The following is a 23,012-nucleotide window of genomic DNA, read 5'->3' as shown; positions in this document are numbered from 1 at the left end:
GCCGTGGGCAGGGTGACCGCGGGGCGCCACTGCGCCGCCGTGCGCTGGAGGGGAGTCCGGTGTGGACAAGCGGTACGCGGCGTATTGCCTGACGGACAGGTGCTTCTACGAGCGGCCGGACCGGCTCTCCGTCCCGGCCTCCGGTGCACCGGACGGCGCCCTCTTCGGCGTCGCCGGACGTCCCGTACCCGCGGGGTGGGAAGCCTCCCGCAGCGGGGACTGGATGAGGCTCACCCCGGGCCGGGCGGTGGCGGGCGCGGTCGTACTGCCCGCACAGGGGTGGAAGATCCACGTCTCGGCCACGCTCGAGGGAGCGGAGAAGACCGCCGAGGACGTGTGGGACTACTGCGTTCCCCGGGGGATCCCCTTCAAGTTCGTGGCGGGGCCGCGGCTGCTGCACCTGCGCAACAGCAAATACGCCGCCCGCGACGGCAGCGGGAAGTTCATCACCGTCTATCCGGCCGACGAGGCGCAGCTGCATGCGGTGCTCACCGGGCTGCACGGGATCGTCGGCGGCCGCCCCGGCCCGTACGTCCTCACCGACCTGCGCTGGGAGGACGGACCGCTGTACGTGCGGTACGGGGCCTTCGCCCGCCGGTACTGCATCGACGAGCACGGCCTGCGCGTCACGGCGGTCGAGGACGGCCAAGGCCGTCTCGTCCCCGATCGTCGGGCCCCGGTGTTCCACGTTCCCGCCTGGGTGACCGTGCCGCCCTTTCTCGCACCGCAGGTGACCGCCCGCAATGCGACCACCCTCACAGGGCTCCCCTACCGCATCGACAACGCCCTGCACTACTCCAACGGCGGCGGCGTCTACCGGGGCACCGGCACCCGCGACGGACGGCAGGTGGTCCTGAAGGAGGGGCGCCCGTATGCCGGCCTCGCGGCCGACGGATCCGATGCGATCGCGCGGCTGGAGCGGGAGAAGGAGGCGCTGGAGAAACTGGCCGGACTCGGCGTCGCACCGGCCGTACGCGACTGGTTCGCCCTCGGCGACCACCGCTTCCTCGTCATGGACTTCGTCGAGGGCCGCACCCTCAACTCCCGCGTCGTCGAACGCCACCCGCTGACCACCGCGGAACCCGACGCCTCGGCCGTGGCCGACTACACCGCCTGGGTCCTGCGGATCCACCACGCCGTCGAGGGAGCGGTGCGGGTGATGCACGGCGCAGGCGTGTGCTTCAACGACCTGCACATGTTCAACATCATGGTCGCGCCGGACGGTCTTTCCGTCTCGCTCATCGACTTCGAGGCCGCCACGTCCGTCTCGGCAGCGGGCCGCCAAGTCGTCGCCAACCCGGGCTTCGTCGCACCGCCCGACCGCACAGGCACCGACGTGGACCGATACGCCCTGGCGTGCCTGCGGCTGGCGCTGTTCCTCCCTCTGACCTCGCTCGTCGCCATCGACCGGGGCAAGGCGGAACACCTCGTGGAGATCATCGCCGGGCAGTTCCCGGACACGCCGAGGGGGTTCCTCGACGAGGCCGTCGCCGAGATCACGCGAGACGCGGGTGCGGGTGCGAGGCCGGGCGGACGCCGACGGCCCGTGAGCACCCCCGAGCCCGCGGACTGGCCGCGCAGCCGCGATTCGATGGTGCGCGCCATCCTCGCCTCCGCCACCCCGGACCGTGACGACCGTCTCTTCCCCGGGGACATCGCCCAGTTCGCCGACGGTGGGGGGCTCGGCCTGGCCCATGGTGCGGCAGGGGTGCTCTACGCCCTGGCCGGGCCAGGAGCCCACCGTTACGAAGCGGGTGAGCGGTGGCTGCTCGACCGCACCGACCCCCTGCCGCCGGGTACCCCCCTGGGCCTCTACGACGGCCTGGCCGGGATCGCCCTCGTGCTCGAACGCCTCGGGCACACCGAGCGCGCCCTCGACCTCGCCGGATCACTGGCCGCCGAAGCGCGGTGGCGGGACCTTCCCTCGGACCTGTACGGCGGCCTTGCCGGGGTGGGCCTCCTGTTCGACCATCTCGCGGGTGCGACCGGTGACCGGTGCTTCCGCGAACGGGCCGTCGAGGCCGCACAGACGGTCGCCGACCGTCTGACCGCGACCGAGCAGGCGAACCCTCCGCGCCGCCCCGCCGGACTGCTGCACGGCGCCGCCGGCCCGGCCCTGCTCTTCCTCCGCCTGTACGCCCGCACCCGCGAACCGGACCTGCTCGAACTCGCCCACCGGGCACTGCACTTGGACCTCGCACAGTGCATTGAACGGACCGGAGGCGCATGGGTGGTCGACGAGGGCCGGCGCACCATGCCCTATCTCGGCGGGGGCAGCGTCGGCATCGGCGCCGTCCTGGACGACTACCTCGCCTGTGCGCCCGGGTATGCCGCCGAGCTGGCGCCGGTCCGCTCCGGCATCCTCACGGCCGCCCGGTCCCGCTTCTACATCCAGCCCGGCCTGTTCCGGGGACGTGCGGGCATGATCTGGTACCTCAGCCGCACCACCACGCCGGACGCTCCGGCGTCCGCGCTCCCCGCCCAGGTCGCCGCCCTCGGCTGGTACGGCATGGCATACAAAGGCGAACTCGCCTTCCCCGGCGACCAGATGATGCGCCTGTCCATGGACTTCGCCACCGGAACGGCGGGCTGTCTGTTCGCCCTGGCGTCGACATTCGGGGACCGTCCGACGACGCACGTGCCGTTCCTGCCGCTGGCGGACGCTCCCTGAAGCCGACGCCGCCCACCCCTGTCAGAAGTCACGAAGGGAGAACCAAAAACGCCATGGTGCTACTCGACTTGCAGAACCTGAATCCGACCCCCGCCGGGAACGAGCGGTTCGACGACCCCTACCCCGACCCCAGCGACCTGAGCGTGCTGAACTGCGACGGGACGAGCGACGTCAGCGTGCTCCTTTGTCATTAACGACTGACAGCCGACGGCCGGTGTGCCGACCGCCACGACGGTGGTCGGCACACGCGGCTCCGGCTAGCCGGCGTCCACCGGCCGTTCGAAGAAGGTCTCCAGGACGACCGTCGCCTGGGTCCCGCTGACGCCGTCGATGTCGTACAACCGGCGCAGCACGTCCTGAAGTTGCTCGGTCGTCGCGGTCCGCACCTTCACCAGGACGGATGCACTGCCCGCGATGATGTGCGCCTCCTGGATCTCCGGTACGGCGGCGAAGGCGTCGGCCGTGTCCCCCATCCACGCCGTCGCGTCGACCATCACGAAGGCGAGGACCCCGCGCCCGAGGGCAGCCGGGTCGACGTCGACGGTCGTGGCCCGGATGGCCCCGCGCTCGCGCAGCTTGCGCACCCGTTCGTGCGCGGCCCCCGCGGACAGCCCGACGGCCTTGCCCAGCGCGGCGTAGGACTGCGTGGCGTCGCGCTGGAGCAGGGCCAGCAGCCGACGGTCGATGTCATCCACTCTCTTCATGACATTGACCATATCTGGTTCAGGATCATGCATGCTACGTTGAAGAACATTCGGCAAGGCATTCATGAGGGGGAATCATGTCCGGCCAGATCGTCAACGGCTTGTACGAGATCCTGGACGACCGCTTCCGCACCGGTCGATGCGCGAACGGTGACAGCAGGCTGGAAGTGCTCCACTCCGGCTGCCGCTGGGCCGAAGGCCCGCTCTACCTCCCCGCCTGGCGGCAGCTGATCTGGAGTGACATCCCGAACGACCGCATCCTGCGCTGGGACGAGGCCACCGGCACGGTCGGCGTCCTGCGTGACCCGGCCGGTCACAGCAACGGCAACACCCTCGACCGCCAGGGCCGTCTGATCACCTGCGAGCAGGGCAACCGCCGCGTCACCCGCACCGAGCACGACGGCACCGTCACCGTCCTCGCCGACCACTACGCCGGGATGCGCCTCAACAGCCCGAACGACGCCGTCGTCCGCTCCGACGGCACGATCTGGTTCTCCGACCCCGACTTCGGCATCACCAGCGACTACGAGGGCCACCGCGCCGAATCCGAGATCGGCGCGTGCAACCTCTACCGGATCGATCCGGCGACCGGGACGGTCCACCTCGCCGCCGACGGCTTCGAGGGACCCAACGGCGTCGTCCTCTCACCGGACGAGAAGCACCTGTACGCCTCCGACACACGCGCCGCCCGCATCCGCGTCTTCGACGTGCACGCCGACGCCACCCTCACGGACGCCGGCGTCTTCGCCGAGGGTAAGGCCGGCGTCCACTTCGACAACATCCGCTTCGACGACGAGGGCCGCCTGTGGGCCGCCGCCATGGAGGACGGCGTGCACTGCTACGACCCCGACGGCACCCTCATCGGCCGCTTGCTCGTGCCCGAGGCGGTCTCCAACATCGCCTTCGGGGGCCCGAAGAACAACCGCCTGTTCATCACAGCGTCCACATCCCTGTACTCGCTCGTGGTCTCGGTGACGGGAGCGCCGCGCATCTGAGGCGGGGATGGCCGGTCTGCACCTGTCACGCCTACGTACCCGGACAGCATCCTTTGGCCCGCAAGGACTCGCCCGCTCTCTGTCCGGAGGAGGCCAGGAAGATGAGGAAGTCGTCCAGGTTGATGGTGGTGTTGGGCGCCAGTGGGCTCGTGGCGAGCAGCATCCTGATGACGGGTTCGGCATCGGCGGGAGGCGCAAGATCCGCGGTGACCGCACCGGAACTGACAACCTCGCAGGACGTCGTCAGACAGAGCTCGTCCGCGGTGCAGCTCAGCGCGACGGGCGGGGTCCCGACGGCGGTGGTCTCGCAGTCGCTGCCCGCCGGATCGTGGGTGCTGTCCGCCAACGCCTCGCTGGTGAGCTGGGCCCCCAGCGACTACACCCGGTGCAATCTGTACGTGGGCAACACGATCGTGGGTGGGGCGACCGCGATGGTCGGCGACCCGGGTGCGGGCAGCGCGGGCACGGGTACGTACGTGGCCACGGTGAGCCTCCAGGGCGCGTTCACCAGCACGACGGACGCAAGCGTCAGCCTGCGGTGCGCACACGACCGCACGCAGACGACGGGTGGGCTGCCCTATGTGGATCCGGGGGCCACGCTGTGGGCGCACAGGAGTGACGGTCTCGGCGTCGCGAAGCGCGATCGCTGACCGGGGGAAGGTGCGCGGGCGCGCCCGCCTATGCGCGAAGAAGTGATTTCGGGGTGACGAGGCGGGCGCGTTCGTAGAGGGAACGGGCGGTGGGGTTCTTGAGGTGGGGGCGGACCATTCCCAGCATCGTGTGGATGCGCTGGTCGCATTGGCCCGACTGGACTTGCGGATAAATGTCCAGCACCTTGCCCCAGGTATCACAGGCCGCCTCGAGATGGCCGATCTCGCACTGCCGTTCCGCGAGCATGGAGAGGTAGCGCACACGGCTTCTCCAATGCAGGTGGTAGCGCAGCCTGTCGGACTCTTCCAGGGCTTCGATCGAGCCGCGAACATCGCCCATTTCGTAGCGGACTTGGCCGATGTGATAGGTCAGTGACGACGGATTGTAGGAGGCGAAGGTGGTCGCCCGGGACTCCGCCTTTTCCATGGCGACTTCCGCTTCCTTGAGGTACATCAGCGCGGCGCTGCGGTCACCGATCTGCGCGGCGGAGTGCGCCTGCTGACCGGCGAGGAAGGCCCGCATGCGCGGCCCGGCCTGCGGGGAAGCGGCTGCTGCGGCATCCGCGAGGCGCATGGCCTCCGGACCGTGACCCAGATCGACGGCCTGAACGCTCATCCCGCGCAACGTGGTGCAGTACGTCAGGTGGTCTTCCGAAGCTCCGGCGAGCTGCAATGCCTTGAGGTAGTGCTGCTGGGCGAGCCCGTGCAAGCCCTCATCGACCGCCATGTACCCCGTGAGGTAACAGAGATCGGAGGCGGCGGACAGCATGGCTTTACGCACTGGCTCGGGAGCGGTGGCCTTCAGGTACGGCGCAACCGTATTAACCAGGAAAGCCGCAGCCATGGGCCGCGCATGCCGCCCGCCGAATTGGTCGTCGAGTTCCGAGACGCGCTCGGTCATGGCGATGAACATGTCGACCTCGGCCATGCCTATCCGCTGGGTCCGGCCGACCTGTACGGCCTCCATCCGCCCGACCACGTCAGGCCAATCAGGCACCGTCAGCGCTACCGAGAACAGGCCCACACCGAGGACGCCCCTGCGGGACGGATCCATGTCCTGCCTCCGGAAGTCCGCAGTTCCATGGACACTGTGTCGCGTGGCCGGGCTGACGGTCACAGCCGCGGTGAGCGGCTCAGCGAGCGCAGCATGGTGGCGTACACCGGAGCGTCGGGGAAGGGTTGCTGATCACCGATGTGCTCGTACTCCCAGCGCTCGTACAGTGCCTTGACCTTGGGGTGTGTCTGCTCCACCAGGAGCGTCACCCGCTCCTCCGGTCGGCCGGAGAGCAGTTCCTCGTGGATGCGGTGTGCGGTGCCCGTGCCGCGCCACGGGCGGCGCACCATCAACTCGAAGAGGGCCAGGGTTCGCATGCCGTCCTCGGCCGTCTGCTCCTCGGGAAGGGGCTTGAGCATGTGGGACCACCAGCGACTTCCCTTGGGGAGCGGGGCGGCGTAGGCGTAGCCGACAGGTTGGCCGTCGGCGTGCCCCACTACTGCCTCCCAGCCCGGCCGTGAAGCATGGTTGTTCAGTCTCCCCTCGAACCGGTCCACGGAGAAGAACGGGTCCGAGAGCTGTTCGGCGTAGACCTCGGCGTACACGTCCACGAGGGTTTGCCGGATTGTCGGCAAGTCCTCCAGTCCGTAGCGGGTGAAGGTCACGGCGTCGGCCGTGGTGGTCATGGCGGTCTCCCTCGCGTGTCAGGCGGTACGTGCGCGTTCGTTCCAGTCACGGGTGATCCGGGAGTCGGGGGCCTTGCTGTTGATTCCTTTGGTGAATGTGCGGAGCAGGTGGGGCACGCGGCCGACCTCACTCGCGCCGCGGGGCGGGACGGCGGCCGAGGCTGTGGCGCATGCCTGCTCCAGGTCTCCCTGACCGAACTGCGCGAGGGCCAGCTGCGCCGTGTAATACGCGCGGTTGCGGTGCTGGTCGGGACGGAGCGCGGTCAGGCATCGGTACAGGTGGTACTCGGCCTCTTCCGGCTGGCGAAGCCGAAGGTGGGTGATGCCGGTCAAGCCGTCCAGCTCACCGCCGGTGAAGAAGGCCACTGAAGCGGGGCGCGGCTCGTTCGGGTCGGCGCGGGCGAACGCTGCTGCCGCCCGGTCGAGAGCGCGCAGCGCTCGGGTGCGATCTCCGAGGTTCGGCAGTGAGAGTGCGAGCCTGGTGTGGCTGAGGGAGGCGTAGAGCGGATCTCGGCGGTGGGCAGAAGTGGCCATGGCCGCCTCTGCTGCGGCTACGGCGTCGATGAAGCGTCCGCGCTGGTTCGCCAGCATGGCGGCGTAGCGCCAGGTCTGGTGCTGCACCTGACCATCGCCGGAGAGGCCGGCGAGCGTGATGGCAGATTCCATGTGCCTCTGTGCTCTGTCGAACTGGCGCGAGTCGACAGCAGCCCACATGGCAGTGGCTGTGAAGGCGGCGGCCAGAGCGTACAAGCGGCCGCGTACGCGTTGGCTGGCGCTTCCGTTCTGCTGGAGCGCCATGGCCTCGCCGCTCAGGGCCAGCGCCCGGCCCTCAAGCGCCGGGCCGCCGCCCTCCTGGTCGTCCAGCATCCACAGGGCGACAAGTGCGCCCCGCAGGCGCTGTACGTCGGCAGTACCGACCGTCGGCCGGACAGCGCCGCCCAAGGGGGTTGTGGAAACGACGCTCCCGGCGGATACAGCGATGAAGGCGCGGCGGTGCACGGCGTCCTCCTGCGGGTGCAATGGGTGAGGCTCCATACGCGATCCACCCTGCGCCTGCCCTGCGGGAGGAGTAAACCCCAACTCCTCGACACCGCACCCGAACACCGCTTCCAGTGCGATTCGTTGGTGTGCCTGCGGCCAGCAGGTTTCACCGCTCACGTAACGGCGCACGGTGCGGTCCGACGTGCTACCGCGCCGGCCTGTCAGCCTCTCCACGACGTCGTTGAGCTGTTCGGCCAGTTCGAGGTGAGACATGCCCCGCGCCTGCATGCAGGCGGTCAAGCGGCGATTCCCCGGCATGGGCTCACCGTAGGTACGCGGGCACTGATCGCGACAGCGGATTGGCAAAGCGGAGGCAATTTCGTCCGGTCGCAGGGAAGTTGCCGGTCCGCTGTTTGTCCTCCCCGACTTCGGTGCTCGCCCGGTTATCTGGTCGCACGGGTTGAAAGGGCACGTGCGAGACATCGGAGGGATCATCGTGCACGACAGGGCAACGCAACATCCGGACCCGGACACCAGTCCACAGAACGCAATGACGTACCGCAGCGGCTCCTACGTCGTCGACACCCGCACCGCCACCCTCGCCCAAGTCATGGGCATCGTTGGCCCCTGCGTGCAGGTGCGGCCGCCCGGTGGCGGGCGGGAGTGGGAGGTGCCACCTGAGGCGTTGCGGCTGGCTACGGGGCAGGAGCGGGTTGCGGCCGGCATCCGCGACGAGTGCGCGGAGTGCGGTCGGTTCGAGGTCGCCCAGCGGCAGGCCGTCGACAGTGGTAGCACGCAGCGTGCCGTGACTGCCACCGTCGCCCTTCGCGATCATCTCCGCCAGGTGCACCCCCAGGGCGGTAAGCGGTGACCAGCACCACCTACGAGGCGCGCAACTGCCCGCACAGTTCGGGCTGGGTTCGGGAAGGGGGCGAGGAGCGCTGCGAGCGGTGCGGGACCAGGCGCTTCACGGACTACGGGGCGCTGCGGCCACCGGGGCTCCCCGAGAAGATCGTCCCCTCCGAATCCGCGCGCCCGGATGCCGACCGGAGAGCCGCCTGGGCGGTGGCACAGCGCCTCTGGAGAGGGCGGGTGCGCGCGGCGCCGGAGGGTCAGCCCGGGCACCATATGCGGGCTCAGACGCACCCCATTCCGCGTCTCCGAACGGCCAATGAGGTTGGTTGGAGGACCAGACGGGGCTGGAGCTGGCCGCGACCTTCGCCGATCTGCTGATGCGAGGAGGATCATGACCTTGTCCGATATCGGCATGGACAGCGCCGCCGAGCGCCGCGCGCTCGCCGACCGCCTGACCACCAGTGGTGACCTCGTGACACCTGCATGGCGGGCGGCCGTCGAGTCCGTGCCCCGGGAGCTGTTCCTGCGGCCCGGCGTGTTCCTGCTCGCCGACGACGGTCTGTGGCGGCCCGTGAAAGAGGTCGGCGCCGACCCCAAGGAATGGGCAGAGATCGCCTACAGCGACCAGTCCCTTGTCACCCAGCTCGACAACCACCTCTCGACGGTGCTGCGCTTCTTGTACCAGTCCTCGTTGAAGCCCGCTGGCCGTCCGCCTCGTGACCCCTTGCGCAGGCGGACGGCCCGGCTGTCGGCTTTCTCCGGGATCGTGTGCCGGACACCCCGGCGCCGCAAGTACTCGCGGCAAGGACTGTTGCTGTAAGCCTTGTCGGCCGCAACGCTGTCGGGTTTCTTGCCGGGCCTGCCCGGGCCGAGGCGTGGAACGCGGATCTTCTCCAGCACCGGAACTCTCGACTCAGGGGCCGACGTATTCGTACACGCCCCCGTGAGGGTGTCGCAGGACCGCTCGCCGACCGTTGGGGGTGGGCTGCGCCGGCATCACCACCGTGGCACCAGCTGCAACCCCTTCCTCAACGGCAGCGGCCAGATCTCCGACCGCCAGAGTGGCACTCACCCCGGCGACCCGCTCCACTGCCTCGTCCGGACCGCAGAACAGAAGGAACGGACCAACACTCGCCAGATGCACACCGGCGAACTCGAAGCGGTCGGCCGTCTGGCCCGTCAGCCGCTCGTAGAAAGGGATGGTCGCTTCCAGGTCGTCAACACGCTGTCGTGCGATCACCGAGTCGATCTTCATCGGCATGCCGGAACTCCTCGTCTGGGTGGGGGGTTTCGTTCAACACCGTCAGGCTCGTCGCCATCATCGTTTCGACCCGGTGTGGCAGGCGCGGCCCGGGGCCGCGCCTTTCACACCGGGTCTACGAATGGTCAGTCGTTGTCACGGCCTGCGCGGCTGCGCTCGCGCAGCGAGATGCGGTTGCCGTCCGGGTCCGCCGTCTCGATGCGGACGCCGAATCCGTAGTCCACCGGCTCCGGCTCGTCGAAGGTCACCCCGCGGTCGCGGAACACCTTGAAGTCCGCGCGCAGGTCATCCGACTCGAGGATGACCGGGCCGGGCGTGGCGCCCGGCTCGGCCGGCTGGCCCGCGGCCGCGGCGTGCGCCCACAGGAGGATCTCTACGGGACTGCCGGGGACGCCCACGGTGAGGAAGCGCCCGCCGGGATTCGGAAAGTCGACGCGCTTCTCCAGGCCGAGCTGCTCCGTATAGAACCTCAGCGCGCGGTCCTGATCGGTGACATAGAGCGTCACGTACATGATGTTGGTCAGCATCGTGTTGTCCTTCCATCTGTCGGTCTGTGTCGTCACCTCACTGACGGACCCCGGCAGAGGAATGTGACGGATGGACGGAAAAAGTTTTGCCGAACGGCGGCTGGAGAACTCCCGAGCCGTCGCGACGCGATACGACAAGCGCGGCTACGTGCTCCTTGGCACCATCACCGCCGCCTTCCTGGTCATCCGGCTTCGCACGTGATCGGCCGGGCAGCTCCAGGAGCCACGACCGGCGGAGGTGCCCCGGGCACCTCCGCCTCGCGATCAAAAGGCCGGCCGCTCAGCCGTCGTCCTCGTCCCGCCCCTCCTCCTTCGGTGCCTTCTTGTCCGCGCTGATGCCCAGCGTGGCCAGCGCCGCCGTCCAGTCCTTCGCGATGGCCTTCTGCGCCTTCACCAGGTCCGTCTTTCCCGAGCAGATCGCGTTCTTGATCTTGGTCTCGACCACGTCCTTGGGGTTGTTCGGCCCGGCGCCCTCCTTGTGGCCGGGCGACGGCGGCTGAACCCACAGGTTGCGCGGGTCGTTGGGGTCGCCGCCCAGCTGGAGGCTGATGAGGTGGTCGTACTCCGCATCCCGGAGCGAGGCCTTGTAGCCGTACGAGGCGGCGTTGGCTGTCTTCTCGCGGCCGGTGATGTTCGAGGGCGGACGGATGTCCTTGGTGTAGCCGCTGCGGCAGATGGTGGTCTTGAGGGTCGCCTGGGTGACCTTCGGATTCGTCGCGCCCGGCGTGCACTTGGGGTCGGGGAGCGGTTGTTTGTCGGCGGTGTAGTGGTACGTGCAGGCGCCCGGCGCGGGCTGCTGCTGCACGGTGTAGCTGGACTGGGGGCCGGGGCCTACGGGGACGGGGACGTCCGCGGCGGACGGATCGCCGCCGGAGGGCGTACCCGTGCCCTGGGCCGTCGGCGAGGGTGTGCCCGACTGGCTCGCCTTGGCTCCCTTGGCGTCGCTGCTCTTGTCACTGTCGGAGTCGGACGAGCAGCCGGTGGCGGTGAGGACGACGGCGGTGGCGGCAGCCGCGAATGCGGCCCAGCGCGGGGCTATCGCTGTTGGCATGGCACATGGCTACCCGGCGCCGCGGCGGGCCGTGCGGGAGGGCGGAAGCGTTGCCCGCTCACAGCGGGGCGGGGTGTGCCCGGCGCGTGCGCCCGGCGGATTCGAACGTGAGACCACGTCCCCGAAAGAATGGCCCTCCCGTGGTACCACCGATACCGTCGATACCATGCCTGACCCCAAGGCCATGAGCCTGCGGTTCCCCGACCCGGAACAGCGCAAGGCCATCGAGGCGGCCGCCGAGGAGGCCGGCGTCAGCCTGCAGCAGTACATCCTCTCCGCTGCCTACGAGCGCGCCACGGCCGTGGAGGCGAAGTACCTGGACGCCTTCAGGGACTCGATGGCCCGCAGCGGCGACGCCTTCGCCGCCGAACCCAACGCGTCCGACCCCTCCCCCGAGCTGCGTGCCGCCGAGCAGCAGGCCCGGGCCGGCCTCGACGGGCAGGAACGGGGCCGCGCCGCGTGAACGAGCACCAGCCGCCGATGCGGATCGACGTCGGGAAGCGAGCGCGGATGCTGTCGGCGTAGCCCAAGTCGCGCGTCAACTGCGCTCCTGGACCATCGAGTAGCGCCGATATCCCGGAGAGGCCGAATCAGTCGGCCCCCGACCGCTACTCCAACCGCTCCGCCAGCCCCTCCAGCAACCCGACCACCCCCACCGGCCCGTCCACCACCACATCCGCCCGCTCGGCCAGTGCCGCGACCTCGTTGCTGCCGCTGCACACCAGGACGCCCGGCACGCCCTCCGTCCGCAGCCGCTCCACCGCGTCGAAGGCGGCCAGGTCCCCCAGGTCGTCCCCGGCGTAGAGGACGGACGAGGCGCCCACCTCGCGGGCGTACTCCGCCAGGGCCACGCCCTTGTCCATGCCCGGGGGGCGCAGTTCCAGGACCAGGCGCCCCGGTTCGACGATCAGGCCGTGCCGGGCGGCCAGCTCGGCCAGCGGGGCGCGCAGGGTCTCGAAGGCACCCTGCGGGTCGGGGGCGCGCCGGGTGTGGACGGCCACGGCGCGGCCGCCCTTGTTCTCGATGGGCGCGGTCTCCACCCAAGTGCCGGTCCAGACACCGGACTTGTCCAGCACGCCCGGGAGTTCCGCCTGGACGGCGGCGACGCCGGGGTGCGGGGCGGGGGCGTGCACGGTGCCCGTCACGGCGTTCCAGCGCTCGGCGCCGTAGTGGCCCAGCACGACCAGGTGGGACAGGCCGGGCACACCGGCGAAGCCGCCGTAGCGCACCGCGACCCCGGCCGGGCGGCCGGTGATCACGGCGACGGAGCCCAGGTGCGGGGCGAGGCGGGCGAGGGCCGGCACCGCGCCGGGGTGGGCGCGGGCCTTTTCGGGGTCCGGCACGATCTCGGCGAGCGTGCCGTCGAAGTCGAGCGCTACGACCGCGCGTTCGGGCCGCGCCAGCAGCGCGGCCAGGCCGTCTCGACCCTCGGCGGTCACGGGTTCCGGAAGGGGGTGGCTGCCCATGGGGCGACCCTACCCGGGCGCCCGGCGCGGGGGCGGGCGGTTCACTGAGAGAGCGGCTTAGCGGCGCGCGCGACGGGCCGCGCGCACGCGCCGCAGCCGGTTGACCGTGACGGGGTCGTGCTCCAGGGCCCGCGGATCGTCCAGGAGCGCGTTGAGCAGCTGGTAGTAGCGCGTGGGCGTGATGCCGAGCCGCTCGCGGACGGCCCGCTCCTTGGCGCCGGGGCCGGTCCACGACTGCCGTTCGAGCGCGAGCACGGCCAGCTCGCGCTCCGACAGCCCGGAGGGCTCGGACGGCCCGGGCTGCTCGGACGGCCCAGGCGGCTCGGACGGCTCGCCGGGGACGTCGTCCTGGCCCTCGTACGGCTCCTCCGGCTCCTCCGGCCCGTTCCGCTCGCTCTCCACGCGCTCCAACCTAACCCCGGCTACTGCGTCGACCCCGCGGTGTCCACCGCGTTCGCCTCGCGCTGGATCTCGCTCAGGACCGACTCGGGGTCGCCGCCCTGGCGCACGGTCGTGCCGACCTTCTCCTTGATCGCCGCGCTGACCTTCGCCCACGACGTCTTGTCCGCCGGGTAGAAGGTGGCATCCTGAAGCTGCTCAAGGAAGAGCCACAGGTCGCTGTTGGCCCGGCTCTCGTGCATCGCGCCGGACGCGGAGGCGGTCACCGGCAGCAGCTTGTACTGAGTGGTGAAGCTCAGCACGTTGTCCTTGGAGTAGACGAAGTCGAGGAACTTGCCGATCTGCTCCGCGTGGCCGTTCTGCTTGAACGCCATCATCCAGTCGGCGACACCCATGGTCGACTTGGACTTTCCGATCATACCCGGCAGCGGCGCGGTCTCGAACTCGATGCCCTTCGCCTGGGCCTGCTGCATCAGCGTCGGGTGGCCGTTGAGCATGCCGACCTCGCCGTTGCAGAAGGCGTCGAAGACCTGCTGGCGGTTGACGCGGGAGGGGTCGCCGGCGCCGGTGAGGCCCTTGCCGACCAGTTCGTCGCGGAGCCACTTCAGCGCCTTGACGTTGGCGTCGGAGTCGATCGTGTAGGCGCCGTTCTTGTCGGCGTAGCCGCCGCCCGCGCCGAGGAACCACATCATGGTCTCGGCCGGGGCCTCCTCGGGGCCCATGGGCAGGCCGAACGGCATCTTCACGCCCACCGCGGCCAGCTTCTTCGCGGCGGCCTGGAGATCGTCCCAGCTCTCGGGGGCCTTGGCGATACCGGCCTTGGCGAAGAGCTTCTTGTTGTAGAAGAGCAGGCGGCTGCTGGAGACGAACGGCAGGCCGTACTGCACCCGGTGCACCTCGCCCGCCTTGGCGAGCGACGGGATGAAGTCGGCCTGGGTGGGGATGGAGAGCAGCTGGTCGACGCTGTAGAGCTTGCCGGCCGCGGCGAAGTCGGCGTACGCGCCGATCTGCGCCATGTCGGGGGCCTTGCCCGCGGCGACCATGTCGGCGACGGCCTTGTCGACCTCGGTCCAGTTGTAGACCTCGACGCTGACCTTGATGCCCTTGTTCTTGGACTCGAATTGGTGGACGAGGTCCGCCCAGTACTTCTTGGAGCTGTTGTCCTTGTTGTCGCCGTAGTCGGCCGCGATGAGCTTCAGCTTCGTGTCACTGCTGCCCGGGGTCCCGGCCCCGCATGCCGTCAGTGCGGGCGCCAACGCCGCTGTGGCGGCACCCGCCGCCGTCATGCCCAAGAACCGCCGCCGCTGCACTTGCTACCCACCTTGTGGTTCGTGTTCGACCTATGGAGACCGTGGATCTCCCCCCTGAAGACCGTGGGTCCTGTGGAGACCGTGAGTTTCTCCCGCGCGCCACCTTACGGTCTACGGCTCCGGCGTTGCGCTTCGGTATCGCCGTAGGGCCCTTCCCCCAGGTCACGCGTGCCTGCTATGCACGGTGCGTCCGCTTGTCGCACCGCCGCCCGAGGAGCCTCAGCGCATGACCCCGTCACCTTCCTTCTCCTCTTCCTTCTCCTCCCGCCCCTCCCTCACCGCACGTGAACTGGCCACCCAGCCCGACTGCTGGCGGCGGGCCGCGCGGGCCGCCGCCGATGCGACGGGGCTCCCCGCGCCCGGCGAACGGGTGGCGGTGACCGGCTGCGGCACGTCCTGGTTCATGGCGCAGTCCTACGCCGCGCTGCGCGAGGCCGCCGTACAGGGCGACACGGACGCCTTCCCCGCGTCGGAGTTCCCGTACTGGCGCTCGTACGACCGCGTCGTGGCGATCACGCGCTCGGGTACGACGACGGAGGTGCTGCGCCTGCTGGACGCCGTGTCGGGCGGGACGCCGACGCTGGCCGTGACCGCCGACCCGAGGACGCCCGTGACGGACGCGGCGGACGAGGTGGCCGTGCTCGACTGGGCCGACGAGGAGTCGGTGGTGCAGACGCGCTTCGCGACGACGGCGCTGGCCTTCCTCACGGCGGGCCTCGAAGGCGACCTCAATGTGCTCCGGGCGGCGGCGGACGCGGAGGCGGCGCTCGCCGAGCCGCTGCCGGCGGCGGTGCTGGAGGCCGAGCAGTGGACGTTCCTGGGCTCGGGCTGGGCGTACGGGCTGGCGCAGGAGGCAGCGCTGAAGATGCGGGAGGCGGCCGGGGCGTGGACGGAGGCGTACCCGGCGATGGAGTACCGGCACGGCCCGGTCTCGGTGGCCGGCCCCGGCCGGGTGGTGTGGGCCTTCGGCCCGCTGCCGGAGGGACTGGCGGAGGACGTCGCCCGCGCGGGCGGCACGCTGATCCGGGCGGACGGCACGGCGGACGGCGCCGGCGGCCGGGACCCGCTGGCGGAACTGGTCCGCGTGCAGCGCGTGGCGGTGGCGGTCGCGGAGCGGCGAGGCCTCAACCCGGACGCGCCGCGGAACCTCACGCGGAGCGTGATCCTTCCGGGGTAGGCCCCTGGCGAGGGGTGGGCTCCCGGCGAGTGGACTAGACCTTTCGCGCCGGAACGCGCGAGACTGTCTCCGTGAGACATGTCATCGCCCTCGACGTGGGCGGCACCGCGATCAAGGCCGCCCTCATCGGCGCCGGCAACGCACTGCTCCACGAGGAGCGCCGGCCGACCCGCCGCGAGCAGGGGCCGGAGGCCGTCGTCGGCGGCATCCTCGACTTCGCCGCCGACCTGCGCGAGCACGGCCTCCGCCACTACGGCGAGGCCCCCGCCGCGGCCGGCGTCGCCGTCCCCGGCATCGTCGACGCCGCCCGCGGCACCGCCGTCTACGCCGCCAACCTCGGCTGGCGCGACCTCCCGCTGCGGGACCTGCTCGGCCGCCGCCTCGACGGCATCCCCGTGGCCCTCGGCCACGACGTCCGCACCGGCGGCCTCGCCGAGGGCCGCATCGGCGCCGGCCGGGGCGCCGACCGCTTCCTGTTCGTCCCCCTCGGCACCGGCATCGCGGGCGCCATCGGCGTCGGCGGCCGCATCGAGGAGGGCGCCCACGGCTGCGCGGGCGAGATCGGCCACATCTCCGTGCGCCCCGGCCCGGACGGGCTCCCGTGCGGCTGCGGCGGCCACGGCTGCCTGGAGACGCTCGCCTCCGCCGCCGCGGTCGGCCGCGCCTGGGCCGCGGCGAGCGGCGACCCGGCCGCCGACGCGGCCGACTGCGCCGCGGCCGTCGGATCCGGCGACCCCCGCGCCGTCGCTGTCTGGCGGAACGCCGTGGACGCCCTCGCCGACGGACTCGTCATCGCCCTCACCCTGCTGGACCCCGGCACCCTGATCGTCGGCGGCGGGCTCGCCGAGGCCGGGGACACGCTGTTCGCGCCGCTGCGCGAGGCGGTCGCCCGGCGCCTCACCTTCCAGCGGGAGCCCCGCATCGTCCCGGCGGCCCTCGGGGACAAGGCGGGCTGCCTGGGCGCGGGCCTGCTCGCCCAGGACCTCCTCACCGCTGCTGCCGCTGCCGCAACCGCTGCAACCGCCGCCCCCTCCCCCACCCGTATCCCCAACCCCACCCCACCCACGGAAACCACGGAGGTATCCGCCTGATGGTCGAACGAACGGTTCTCGCCGGTGCCCGCGTGGTGTTGCCGAGCGGCGTGGCCGAGGACGGGCGGGTGACCGTCGACGGCCGGCGGATCGCCGACAACCGGGTCGGCGACGCCCCCACCCTCGACCTCACCGGCCACTGGATCGTCCCCGGCTTCGTGGACCTCCACGTCCACGGTGGCGGCGGCGCGTCCTTCTCGGCCGGCGACCCCGAGGAGGCGCTCACCGCGATCCGCACCCACCGCGCGCACGGCACCACGACGATGGTGGCCTCGACCGTGACGGGCGACCTCGACGACCTCGCCCGGCAGGCGGCCGTCCTCGCCGAGCTGACCCAGCAGGGCGACCTGGCGGGCATCCACTTCGAGGGCCCGTTCATCTCCCCGCACCGCTGCGGCGCGCACCAGCCGGAACTCCTCCGCGACCCGGACCCCGCGGACGTCCGCAAGCTCGTCGACGCCGCGCACGGCACGGCCCGCATGATGACGCTCGCGCCGGAACTCCCCGGCGGCCTGGAGTCCGTCCGCATGCTCGCCGACCACGGCGTGATCGCGGCCGTGGGCCACACCGACTCGACGTACGAGGCCACGCGCGACGCCATCGACGCGGGCGCGACCGTCGCCACCCACCTCTTCAACGCCATGCCGTCGCTGCTGCACCGCGCGCCCGGCCCGATCGCGGCGCTGCTGGAGGACGAGCGGGTCACGGTCGAGCTGATCAACGACGGGACGCACCTGCACCCCGCCGTCCTGGAGATGGCGTTCGCGCGGGCGGGCGCGGACCGGGTCGCGTTCATCACCGACGCGATGGGCGCGGCGGGCATGAGCGACGGGATGTACCCGCTCGGCCCGATGCGCGTCGAGGTCAAGGACGGCGTCGCCCGCATCGCGGACGGCCCGACGGCCGGCTCCATCGCGGGCTCCACCCTCACCCTGGACACCGCCTTCAAGCGCGCGGTGACCGTCGACGGGCTGCCGGTGGAGGAGGCCGTACGGGCTCTGTCCGCCAACCCGGCGCGGTTGCTGGGCGTCGCAGACCGGGTCGGCTCGCTGGAGCCGGGCAAGGACGCAGACCTGGTGGTGTTCGACGAGGAGTACGAGCTGGTGGGTGTGATGCGCAAGGGCGAGTGGCTGGTGCGGCCCGAGGCGCGGCCCTGAGCCCTGCCGGAATGTGGCCCGAAGTGCGGTGATTCACCCTCAATCTCCCCTCCCCCAGGCAGGATTCGCGCATTCGAGCGGCGGCGGCAGGTCCGGAGGTCTGGGCCTGCCGCCGCTGTTTTGGCATGATCGCTGCGCAGCCGTTCGGGAGAGGCAATGGGAGGGGCGCCGATGATCCTCACGGTCACGCTCAATACAGCGCTTGATCTGACGTATCGCGTTCCGCGTCTGCTCCCCCACACCTCACACCGCGTCACACGCGCCGCGGAGCGGCCCGGGGGCAAGGGCCTCAACGTGGCCCGGGTCCTGGCCGCGCTGGGACACGACGCGGTGGTGACGGGCTTCGTCGGCGGCGCCACGGGCGACACCGTGCGCAGCCTGCTGGCCGAGTGCGCACCCACGGGCCACGGCCGGGGCACCCTGACCGATGCGCTGGTCCCCATCACCGGCACCACGCGCCGCACGGTCGCCGTCCACGACGCCACGACCGGCGACACGACCCAGCTCAACGAGGCCGGACCGCACGTCACTCCGCACGAGTGGGCCGCCTTCGGCGAGCGGTACGCGCGGCTGCTGGCCGACGCGGAGGCGGTGGCGCTGTGCGGCAGCCTGCCGCCGGGGGTGCCGGTCGGGGCGTACGCCCATCTCGTGCGGGAGGCGCGGGCGCGGCGCGTGCCGGTGCTGCTGGACACCAGCGGGGAGCCGCTGCGGCGCGGCATCGCGGCCCGTCCGGACGTGGTCAAGCCCAATGCGGACGAGCTGGCCGCGCTGACGGGCTCCACGGATCCGCTGCGCGCCGCGCAGGACACCCGGCGCCGGGGTGCGCACGCGGTGGCCGCGTCGCTGGGCCCGGACGGCATGCTGGCCGTCACCGCCGACGGCGCCTGGCGGGCCGCCCCGCCCAAGCCCTTGCCGGGCAACCCGACGGGCGCCGGGGACTCGGCCGTGGCCGGCCTCCTCTCCGCCTGGTCGGACGGCCTGCCCTGGCCGGACCGCCTGGCCCGCGCGGTCGCGCTGTCGGCGGCGACGGTCCGGGCTGCGGCGGCGGGGGAGTTCGACGAGGCGGTGTACGAGGAGTTGCTGGACCGGGTGCGGGTGACGACACACTGAAGCCCGCGGCCGGGCCCAATGCCTACCACCACCGGGAGAGTTGAAGCATGCCGCTCGTCCGCACAAGCGAACTGGTCACCGAAGCGCGAGCCGGGCACCGCGCCGTCGTCGCCTTCAACGTCATCACCGTCGAGCACGCCGAAGCCATCGCCACCGGCGCCGAGGCCGCCGGGCTCCCGGCCGTCCTCCAGGTCTCCGAGAACGCCGTGAAGTACCACGGCGGAGCCCTCGCCCCCATCGCCGCCGCGGCCACCGCCGTCGCCCGCGCGTCGAGGGCCCGCCTCGCCCTCCACCTCGACCACGTCGAGAGCGTCGAGCTGCTGCACTCCGCCGCCGCGCACGAATTCGGCTCGGTGATGTTTGACGCGTCGAAACTGCCCTACGGCGAGAACGTCAAAGCCACGGCTGCAGCGACCCGTTGGGGCCGCGAACGCGGCATCTGGGTCGAGGCCGAACTCGGCCGCGTGGGCGGCAAGGCCGGCGACGCCCACACCCCCGGCGTCCGCACCGACCCGGCCGAGGCCGCCGCCTACGTGGCCGACACGGGCGTGGACGCCCTGGCCGTAGCCGTCGGCAGCTCGCACGCGATGACCGAGCGCACGGCCGCCCTCGACCACGACCTCATCGCCGCGCTACGCGCCGCCGTGCCCGTACCGCTCGTCCTGCACGGCTCGTCGGGCGTCCCCGACGCCGAACTCCGCCGTGCGGTGGCGGCAGGAATGACAAAGATCAACGTCGGCACGGCCCTGAACACGGCCTTCACGGGCGCGGTACGGGCCTTCCTGGAGGCCCACCCGTCCACCGTCGACCCCCGCAAGTACCTCGCGCCCGCGCGGGCGGCGATGGCGGAGGCGGTGGCGGGGTTTCTGCGGACGGTCAGCCCGGTAGGTCCGGTCAGTTCTTGCTGAGCCAGACCTGATCGAGGTGCACATCGCACGAATTGCCCTGCTCACAGGAGAGCTTGATGGTGTTCGTGCCCTTGTTGAGCTGGATCAGGGACCAGGTGTTCTTCCACCCGTTCTCCCAGCCCTTCGTGCCACCGAAGTTCTTCATGTTGATGGCCCGGGTGTCACCCTTGCCATTCGTGGTGATGGTGAGGTTGGCATCGGTGCCCGGAACGCCGTAGGTGGCGTTGAGCCGGTACTCGCCCGCCGCGTCGACGTCCACCGTCCACTCGACGGCTGCGCCCACGGCGTTCATGCCGGTTATGTAGAGGCCGTTTTCGGACTTCGCGCCCGGAACGGTCTTCTCCGTCGTCGCGCCACCGCTCAGCCGCAGGCTGGCCGCATCCCGCTTCTGCTGCCCGTTCGCCGAGGGGTTCTGCGGGGTGTCGCCCTTGCCGTCCTTGTCCTTCTTCTTCGAGTCGTCCGGCTTGCCCGAGTCGTCCGGAGAAGTGGCCTTGCTGTCGCCCCCATGGGCGTCGTTCTGCGTAGTGCCCTTGCCGGACGAGCTGTTGGTCATCATCGCCACGCCGATGCCCGTGGCGACGACGGCCACGACGGCTATCGCGGCCACCAGCAGCCCACGCCGCTTGGGCTGGGCGGCGCCGTGGCCGCCGTGGCCGCCGTGGCCGGCAGGTCCCTGCGCGGCCGGGCCGCCGGGCTGGGCGTAGCCGCCGCCCAGCGTCTCCGGCGCCGCGTAGTGCGGGGCCGGCTGCTGGCGCGCCTGCTGGTTGCCGTACTGGCGTGAGCCGACCGGGCGTACCTGGTTGTACGACGTGCGGGGAACGCCCGGCTGCCGGGCGGCGGGCTGGCCGCCCTCGGTTGCCGTCCCGTCGCCGCCCTCCGAGCGGTACAGGTAACCGAACGGGTCGTCGTTCTCCGGCGTCCCGGTGCCGTTATTACCGGCCGTCATCCCCTGTCACTCCCCACAGCGCTAGGTGCCGCATCGGCGCAGCCTACCTCGACCGGGTGGTTTCACGCCGTCCTACCTGCCTTGTGCAGGTATCTGTGCAGGTTGGCATGCAGACGTTGCCAGGCCGTCAGCCCGCGCGCCGCCCCGCCTTGGCCCGTGACCGCTTCTCGACGTACATCCGCTGGTCGGCCGAGTGCAGCACCTCGTCCGCAGACATTCCGCAGCCCGCCCAGCCGATGCCGAAGCTCGCCCCCACGCGCACCGCCCGGCCGTCCACTCTTATCGGCGGAATGATCGCATTGCGCAGCCGGGCGGCGAGGTCCTCGGCGTCGGCCGGGGCCAGCCCGTCCGCGAGGACGACGAACTCGTCGCCGCCGAGCCGGGCCACCGTGTCGCCGTCGCGCACGCCGTTGCTGAGCCGCTGGGCCACCTCGATGAGCACCGCGTCGCCGGTGTGGTGCCCGTAGCGGTCGTTGATGGCCTTGAAGCCGTCGAGGTCGCAGAAGAGGACGGCCAGGCCCTTCGTGCCGTCGTCGGTCTCCTCGTCGGGGGCTACGGCGTGCTCGTGGTGGTCGTAGCCGCCCGCGGGCAAGCCGCCGTAGTCCTCGGGGGCGAAGTCGGGCGCGTAGTCGGGGGCGTAGTCCGGCCCGGCGTCGGCGCCGAAGCCGTGCCCGTGCCCGTACCCCGCCGCGCTCTCGACCTCGGCGAAGCCCTCCAGCGAGCCGTACGGGCCGACCGCCGCGGCCGCGGACGCTATGGCGTGGGCCTCGCTGCCGGGCGGGCGGGCGCAGAGCCGGGCGCCCAGGCGGGTGCGCAGCTCGGCGGCGTTGGGCAGGCCGGTGAGGGAGTCGTGACTGGCCCGGTGGGCGAGCTGCAGCTCGTGCCGCTTGCGCTCCTCGATGTCCTCGACATGGGTGAGCAGGAAGCGGGGCCCGTCGGTGGCATCGGCCACCACGGAGTTGCGCAGCGAGACCCAGACGAACGTGCCGTCGCGCCGGGCCAGCCGCAGCTCGGCCCGGCCGCCCTCGGCGGAGGTGCGCAGCAGGGTGCCGATGTCCTCGGGGTGGACGAGGTCGGAGAAGGAGTAGCGGCGCATCTGGGACGCGGGGCGGCCGAGGAGCCGGCAGAGGGCGTCGTTGGTGCGGTGCAGCCGCCCGTGCTGGTCGCCGCCCAGCTCGGCTATGGCCATGCCGCTCGGCGCGTACTCGAACGCCTGCCGGAAGGACTCCTCGCTGGCCCGCAGGGCCTGCTGCTCGCGTTCGAGACGGACCAGGGCGCGCTGCATATTTGCGCGTAGACGAGCGTTACTGATCGCAATCGCGGCCTGCGACGCATACATCTGGAGCGCTTCCCGGCCCCAGGCGCCCGGCCGCCGCCCGTTGGTGGGTTTGTCCACCGAGATGACGCCCAGCAGCTCGCCGCCGCCGGGCCCGCCCGTGTACATCGGGGCGAAGAGCCGGTCCATCGGGTGCCACTCGTCGGCGAAGCGCGGGGCGGGTCCGGCGGTGTGCCACTGCGGGACGTCGTCGTCGTCGAGGACCCAGCCTTCGGTGTACGGGATGAACCTCAGGTCGCCCCACTGGTCGCCCATCGCCAGCCGCCGCTCCCACGACACGCGCGAGCCGACCCGCCCGGCCATCAGGGCCTCTGCGCTGGCGCTGCCCGCCACCGCGGCCACGACGAGGTCGCCGTCCGGTCGCACGAGGTTGACGGCGGAGAGTTCATAGCCGAGCCCGGCGACGATACCGTCGGCAACGGTCTGCAGGGTGTCCGCCAGGCTGCGCGCGGTGTTCAGGTCGGCGACCACCTTGTGGACCTGTCTCAAGGTCGCCAGGCGGACGTAGGGCTCCGACTCGGTCTCCATAGCTCGCTCTCCCCCGAGACCTCGACAGCAACTCCAGGCTTCTTGTTCGTCCGTTTACCCGGCCACTGAATCACAGCGAGCTGACCACCCGGTACACAGGGTCAACAATTACTGCGCTCTGTGACTCATGTCACATGATGTGATGATGTCCTGCCACTGGCGTTCGAGTGCGCTCTTATGCTTCGTGAACGCAAATTCGAAGACCTTTC

Annotated in this window: 24 protein-coding genes and 2 pseudogenes; 14 read left to right on the top strand and 12 right to left on the bottom strand. The window is 71.2% G+C overall.

Annotated elements, in window-relative coordinates; translation table 11 throughout:
- Positions 1-61: 61 nt before the first annotated feature.
- Both lanKC and AC1Z4A_RS18575 read left to right on the top strand, forming a co-directional pair.
- Positions 62-2,671: a class III lanthionine synthetase LanKC gene (gene lanKC / locus AC1Z4A_RS18580; protein WP_483680258.1), complete on the top strand. Its 2,610-nt coding sequence runs from the start codon at positions 62-64 to the stop codon at positions 2,669-2,671.
- 53 nt (positions 2,672-2,724) lie between these two features.
- Positions 2,725-2,865, top strand: coding sequence for a SapB/AmfS family lanthipeptide (locus AC1Z4A_RS18575; protein ID WP_483680256.1), 141 nt, complete (start codon positions 2,725-2,727; stop codon positions 2,863-2,865).
- A gap of 63 nt (positions 2,866-2,928) precedes the next feature.
- Here AC1Z4A_RS18575 and AC1Z4A_RS18570 read toward each other — a convergent pair whose 3' ends face one another.
- Positions 2,929-3,366 (bottom strand): Lrp/AsnC family transcriptional regulator, encoded by a 438-nt coding sequence (locus tag AC1Z4A_RS18570; protein WP_483683635.1) that lies wholly within the window; start codon positions 3,364-3,366, stop codon positions 2,929-2,931.
- An 86-nt stretch (positions 3,367-3,452) separates the two neighbouring features.
- On the opposite strand from AC1Z4A_RS18570, the gene AC1Z4A_RS18565 reads away from it, so the two are divergent.
- Both AC1Z4A_RS18565 and AC1Z4A_RS18560 read left to right on the top strand, forming a co-directional pair.
- Positions 3,453-4,370: an SMP-30/gluconolactonase/LRE family protein gene (locus tag AC1Z4A_RS18565; RefSeq protein WP_483680255.1), complete on the top strand. Its 918-nt coding sequence runs from the start codon at positions 3,453-3,455 to the stop codon at positions 4,368-4,370.
- Between the two features lie 206 nt (positions 4,371-4,576).
- Positions 4,577-5,020 (top strand): hypothetical protein, encoded by a 444-nt coding sequence (locus tag AC1Z4A_RS18560; protein WP_483680254.1) that lies wholly within the window; start codon positions 4,577-4,579, stop codon positions 5,018-5,020.
- 28 nt (positions 5,021-5,048) lie between these two features.
- Here AC1Z4A_RS18560 and AC1Z4A_RS18555 read toward each other — a convergent pair.
- The 3 genes and pseudogenes from AC1Z4A_RS18555 to AC1Z4A_RS18545 form a co-directional block, all read right to left on the bottom strand.
- A pseudogene (locus tag AC1Z4A_RS18555) lies at positions 5,049-6,161 on the bottom strand (NsdA family TPR-like regulatory protein); the annotation flags it as partial.
- Entirely contained in the window at positions 6,134-6,700 is a 567-nt protein-coding gene (locus tag AC1Z4A_RS18550) for an N-acetyltransferase family protein (protein WP_483680252.1), read from the bottom strand. The gene AC1Z4A_RS18550 and the pseudogene AC1Z4A_RS18555, both read right to left, overlap by 28 nt.
- 18 nt (positions 6,701-6,718) lie before the next feature.
- The gene (locus tag AC1Z4A_RS18545; protein WP_483680250.1) at positions 6,719-7,981 is read right to left on the bottom strand and encodes an NsdA family TPR-like regulatory protein; all 1,263 of its coding nucleotides are present in this window, start codon (positions 7,979-7,981) and stop codon (positions 6,719-6,721) included.
- 250 nt (positions 7,982-8,231) lie between these two features.
- Between AC1Z4A_RS18545 and AC1Z4A_RS18540 the strand changes: the two genes are divergently transcribed.
- From AC1Z4A_RS18540 to AC1Z4A_RS18530, 3 genes are read left to right on the top strand one after another with little or no spacing between them, the layout of a single operon-like run.
- Entirely contained in the window at positions 8,232-8,552 is a 321-nt protein-coding gene (locus AC1Z4A_RS18540) for a hypothetical protein (RefSeq protein WP_483680248.1), read from the top strand.
- Positions 8,549-8,914, top strand: coding sequence for a DUF6255 family natural product biosynthesis protein (locus AC1Z4A_RS18535; RefSeq protein WP_483680247.1), 366 nt, complete (start codon positions 8,549-8,551; stop codon positions 8,912-8,914). The genes AC1Z4A_RS18540 and AC1Z4A_RS18535 overlap by 4 nt, the downstream gene beginning before the upstream one ends.
- A 13-nt stretch (positions 8,915-8,927) precedes the next feature.
- Complete coding sequence (locus AC1Z4A_RS18530; protein WP_483680246.1) at positions 8,928-9,356, top strand: hypothetical protein; 429 nt, start codon at positions 8,928-8,930, stop codon at positions 9,354-9,356.
- A gap of 93 nt (positions 9,357-9,449) precedes the next feature.
- Here the strand turns inward: AC1Z4A_RS18530 and AC1Z4A_RS18525 are convergent, their stop codons facing one another.
- Complete coding sequence (locus AC1Z4A_RS18525) at positions 9,450-9,797, bottom strand: VOC family protein (protein WP_483680245.1); 348 nt, start codon at positions 9,795-9,797, stop codon at positions 9,450-9,452.
- Between the two features lie 125 nt (positions 9,798-9,922).
- Complete coding sequence (locus AC1Z4A_RS18520; protein ID WP_483680244.1) at positions 9,923-10,324, bottom strand: VOC family protein; 402 nt, start codon at positions 10,322-10,324, stop codon at positions 9,923-9,925.
- Between the two features lie 97 nt (positions 10,325-10,421).
- On the opposite strand from AC1Z4A_RS18520, the pseudogene AC1Z4A_RS18515 reads away from it, so the two are divergent.
- Positions 10,422-10,526: pseudogene (locus AC1Z4A_RS18515) on the top strand (IS5/IS1182 family transposase); the annotation flags it as partial.
- Between the two features lie 78 nt (positions 10,527-10,604).
- Here the strand turns inward: AC1Z4A_RS18515 and AC1Z4A_RS18510 are convergent.
- Positions 10,605-11,375, bottom strand: coding sequence for a hypothetical protein (locus AC1Z4A_RS18510; protein WP_483680242.1), 771 nt, complete (start codon positions 11,373-11,375; stop codon positions 10,605-10,607).
- Positions 11,376-11,541: 166 nt separating this feature from the next.
- On the opposite strand from AC1Z4A_RS18510, the gene AC1Z4A_RS18505 reads away from it, so the two are divergent.
- Positions 11,542-11,838, top strand: coding sequence for a hypothetical protein (locus AC1Z4A_RS18505; RefSeq protein WP_483680240.1), 297 nt, complete (start codon positions 11,542-11,544; stop codon positions 11,836-11,838).
- A gap of 145 nt (positions 11,839-11,983) precedes the next feature.
- Here AC1Z4A_RS18505 and otsB read toward each other — a convergent pair whose 3' ends face one another.
- The 3 genes from otsB to AC1Z4A_RS18490 form a co-directional block, all read right to left on the bottom strand.
- Positions 11,984-12,841 (bottom strand): trehalose-phosphatase, encoded by an 858-nt coding sequence (gene otsB / locus AC1Z4A_RS18500; protein ID WP_483680239.1) that lies wholly within the window; start codon positions 12,839-12,841, stop codon positions 11,984-11,986.
- Between the two features lie 57 nt (positions 12,842-12,898).
- A complete protein-coding gene (locus AC1Z4A_RS18495) occupies positions 12,899-13,117 on the bottom strand; it encodes a DUF3263 domain-containing protein (protein WP_483683634.1) in 219 nt (72 codons plus the stop codon).
- A gap of 146 nt (positions 13,118-13,263) precedes the next feature.
- The gene (locus tag AC1Z4A_RS18490) at positions 13,264-14,526 is read right to left on the bottom strand and encodes an extracellular solute-binding protein (RefSeq protein WP_483680238.1); all 1,263 of its coding nucleotides are present in this window, start codon (positions 14,524-14,526) and stop codon (positions 13,264-13,266) included.
- Positions 14,527-14,776: 250 nt separating this feature from the next.
- On the opposite strand from AC1Z4A_RS18490, the gene AC1Z4A_RS18485 reads away from it, so the two are divergent.
- From AC1Z4A_RS18485 to AC1Z4A_RS18465, 5 genes are all read left to right on the top strand, one after another.
- Entirely contained in the window at positions 14,777-15,727 is a 951-nt protein-coding gene (locus AC1Z4A_RS18485) for an SIS domain-containing protein (RefSeq protein WP_483680236.1), read from the top strand.
- Between the two features lie 71 nt (positions 15,728-15,798).
- On the top strand, positions 15,799-16,818 hold the full coding sequence (locus AC1Z4A_RS18480) for an ROK family protein (protein ID WP_483680235.1): 1,020 nt from the start codon (positions 15,799-15,801) through the stop codon (positions 16,816-16,818).
- Positions 16,818-17,975 (top strand): N-acetylglucosamine-6-phosphate deacetylase, encoded by a 1,158-nt coding sequence (nagA, locus tag AC1Z4A_RS18475; protein ID WP_483680233.1) that lies wholly within the window; start codon positions 16,818-16,820, stop codon positions 17,973-17,975. Before AC1Z4A_RS18480 ends, nagA begins: the two co-directional genes overlap by 1 nt.
- A 171-nt stretch (positions 17,976-18,146) precedes the next feature.
- The gene (locus AC1Z4A_RS18470; protein ID WP_483680232.1) at positions 18,147-19,085 is read left to right on the top strand and encodes a 1-phosphofructokinase family hexose kinase; all 939 of its coding nucleotides are present in this window, start codon (positions 18,147-18,149) and stop codon (positions 19,083-19,085) included.
- Positions 19,086-19,132: 47 nt separating this feature from the next.
- Positions 19,133-19,993: a class II fructose-bisphosphate aldolase gene (locus tag AC1Z4A_RS18465; protein WP_483680230.1), complete on the top strand. Its 861-nt coding sequence runs from the start codon at positions 19,133-19,135 to the stop codon at positions 19,991-19,993.
- On the opposite strand, the gene AC1Z4A_RS18460 is transcribed toward AC1Z4A_RS18465, so the two are convergent.
- Both AC1Z4A_RS18460 and cdgB read right to left on the bottom strand, forming a co-directional pair.
- Complete coding sequence (locus AC1Z4A_RS18460; RefSeq protein ID WP_483680229.1) at positions 19,980-20,939, bottom strand: carbohydrate-binding protein; 960 nt, start codon at positions 20,937-20,939, stop codon at positions 19,980-19,982. The two genes, AC1Z4A_RS18465 and AC1Z4A_RS18460, sit on opposite strands and share 14 nt — an antisense overlap.
- Positions 20,940-21,066: 127 nt before the next feature.
- On the bottom strand, positions 21,067-22,803 hold the full coding sequence (gene cdgB, locus AC1Z4A_RS18455; RefSeq protein WP_483680227.1) for a diguanylate cyclase CdgB: 1,737 nt from the start codon (positions 22,801-22,803) through the stop codon (positions 21,067-21,069).
- Between the last annotated feature and the right edge of the window lie 209 nt (positions 22,804-23,012).

The sequence above is a fragment of the Streptomyces sp. 17_S59 genome (assembly GCF_056930295.1).
This window is presented reverse-complemented; position numbering and strand designations above follow the sequence as displayed.

Coding starts and splice junctions, on each gene's coding strand:
- AC1Z4A_RS18575 (WP_483680256.1), top strand. CDS start 2,725: ATGGTGCTACTCGACTTGCAGAACCTGAATCCGACCCCCGCCGGGAAC.
- AC1Z4A_RS18565 (WP_483680255.1), top strand. CDS start 3,453: ATGTCCGGCCAGATCGTCAACGGCTTGTACGAGATCCTGGACGACCGC.
- AC1Z4A_RS18550 (WP_483680252.1), bottom strand. CDS start 6,700: ATGACCACCACGGCCGACGCCGTGACCTTCACCCGCTACGGACTGGAG.
- AC1Z4A_RS18540 (WP_483680248.1), top strand. CDS start 8,232: ATGACGTACCGCAGCGGCTCCTACGTCGTCGACACCCGCACCGCCACC.
- AC1Z4A_RS18530 (WP_483680246.1), top strand. CDS start 8,928: ATGACCTTGTCCGATATCGGCATGGACAGCGCCGCCGAGCGCCGCGCG.
- AC1Z4A_RS18525 (WP_483680245.1), bottom strand. CDS start 9,797: ATGCCGATGAAGATCGACTCGGTGATCGCACGACAGCGTGTTGACGAC.
- AC1Z4A_RS18520 (WP_483680244.1), bottom strand. CDS start 10,324: ATGCTGACCAACATCATGTACGTGACGCTCTATGTCACCGATCAGGAC.
- AC1Z4A_RS18510 (WP_483680242.1), bottom strand. CDS start 11,375: ATGCCAACAGCGATAGCCCCGCGCTGGGCCGCATTCGCGGCTGCCGCC.
- AC1Z4A_RS18505 (WP_483680240.1), top strand. CDS start 11,542: ATGCCTGACCCCAAGGCCATGAGCCTGCGGTTCCCCGACCCGGAACAG.
- otsB (WP_483680239.1), bottom strand. CDS start 12,841: ATGGGCAGCCACCCCCTTCCGGAACCCGTGACCGCCGAGGGTCGAGAC.
- AC1Z4A_RS18490 (WP_483680238.1), bottom strand. CDS start 14,526: ATGACGGCGGCGGGTGCCGCCACAGCGGCGTTGGCGCCCGCACTGACG.
- AC1Z4A_RS18485 (WP_483680236.1), top strand. CDS start 14,777: ATGACCCCGTCACCTTCCTTCTCCTCTTCCTTCTCCTCCCGCCCCTCC.
- nagA (WP_483680233.1), top strand. CDS start 16,818: ATGGTCGAACGAACGGTTCTCGCCGGTGCCCGCGTGGTGTTGCCGAGC.
- AC1Z4A_RS18470 (WP_483680232.1), top strand. CDS start 18,147: ATGATCCTCACGGTCACGCTCAATACAGCGCTTGATCTGACGTATCGC.
- AC1Z4A_RS18465 (WP_483680230.1), top strand. CDS start 19,133: ATGCCGCTCGTCCGCACAAGCGAACTGGTCACCGAAGCGCGAGCCGGG.
- AC1Z4A_RS18460 (WP_483680229.1), bottom strand. CDS start 20,939: ATGACGGCCGGTAATAACGGCACCGGGACGCCGGAGAACGACGACCCG.
- cdgB (WP_483680227.1), bottom strand. CDS start 22,803: ATGGAGACCGAGTCGGAGCCCTACGTCCGCCTGGCGACCTTGAGACAG.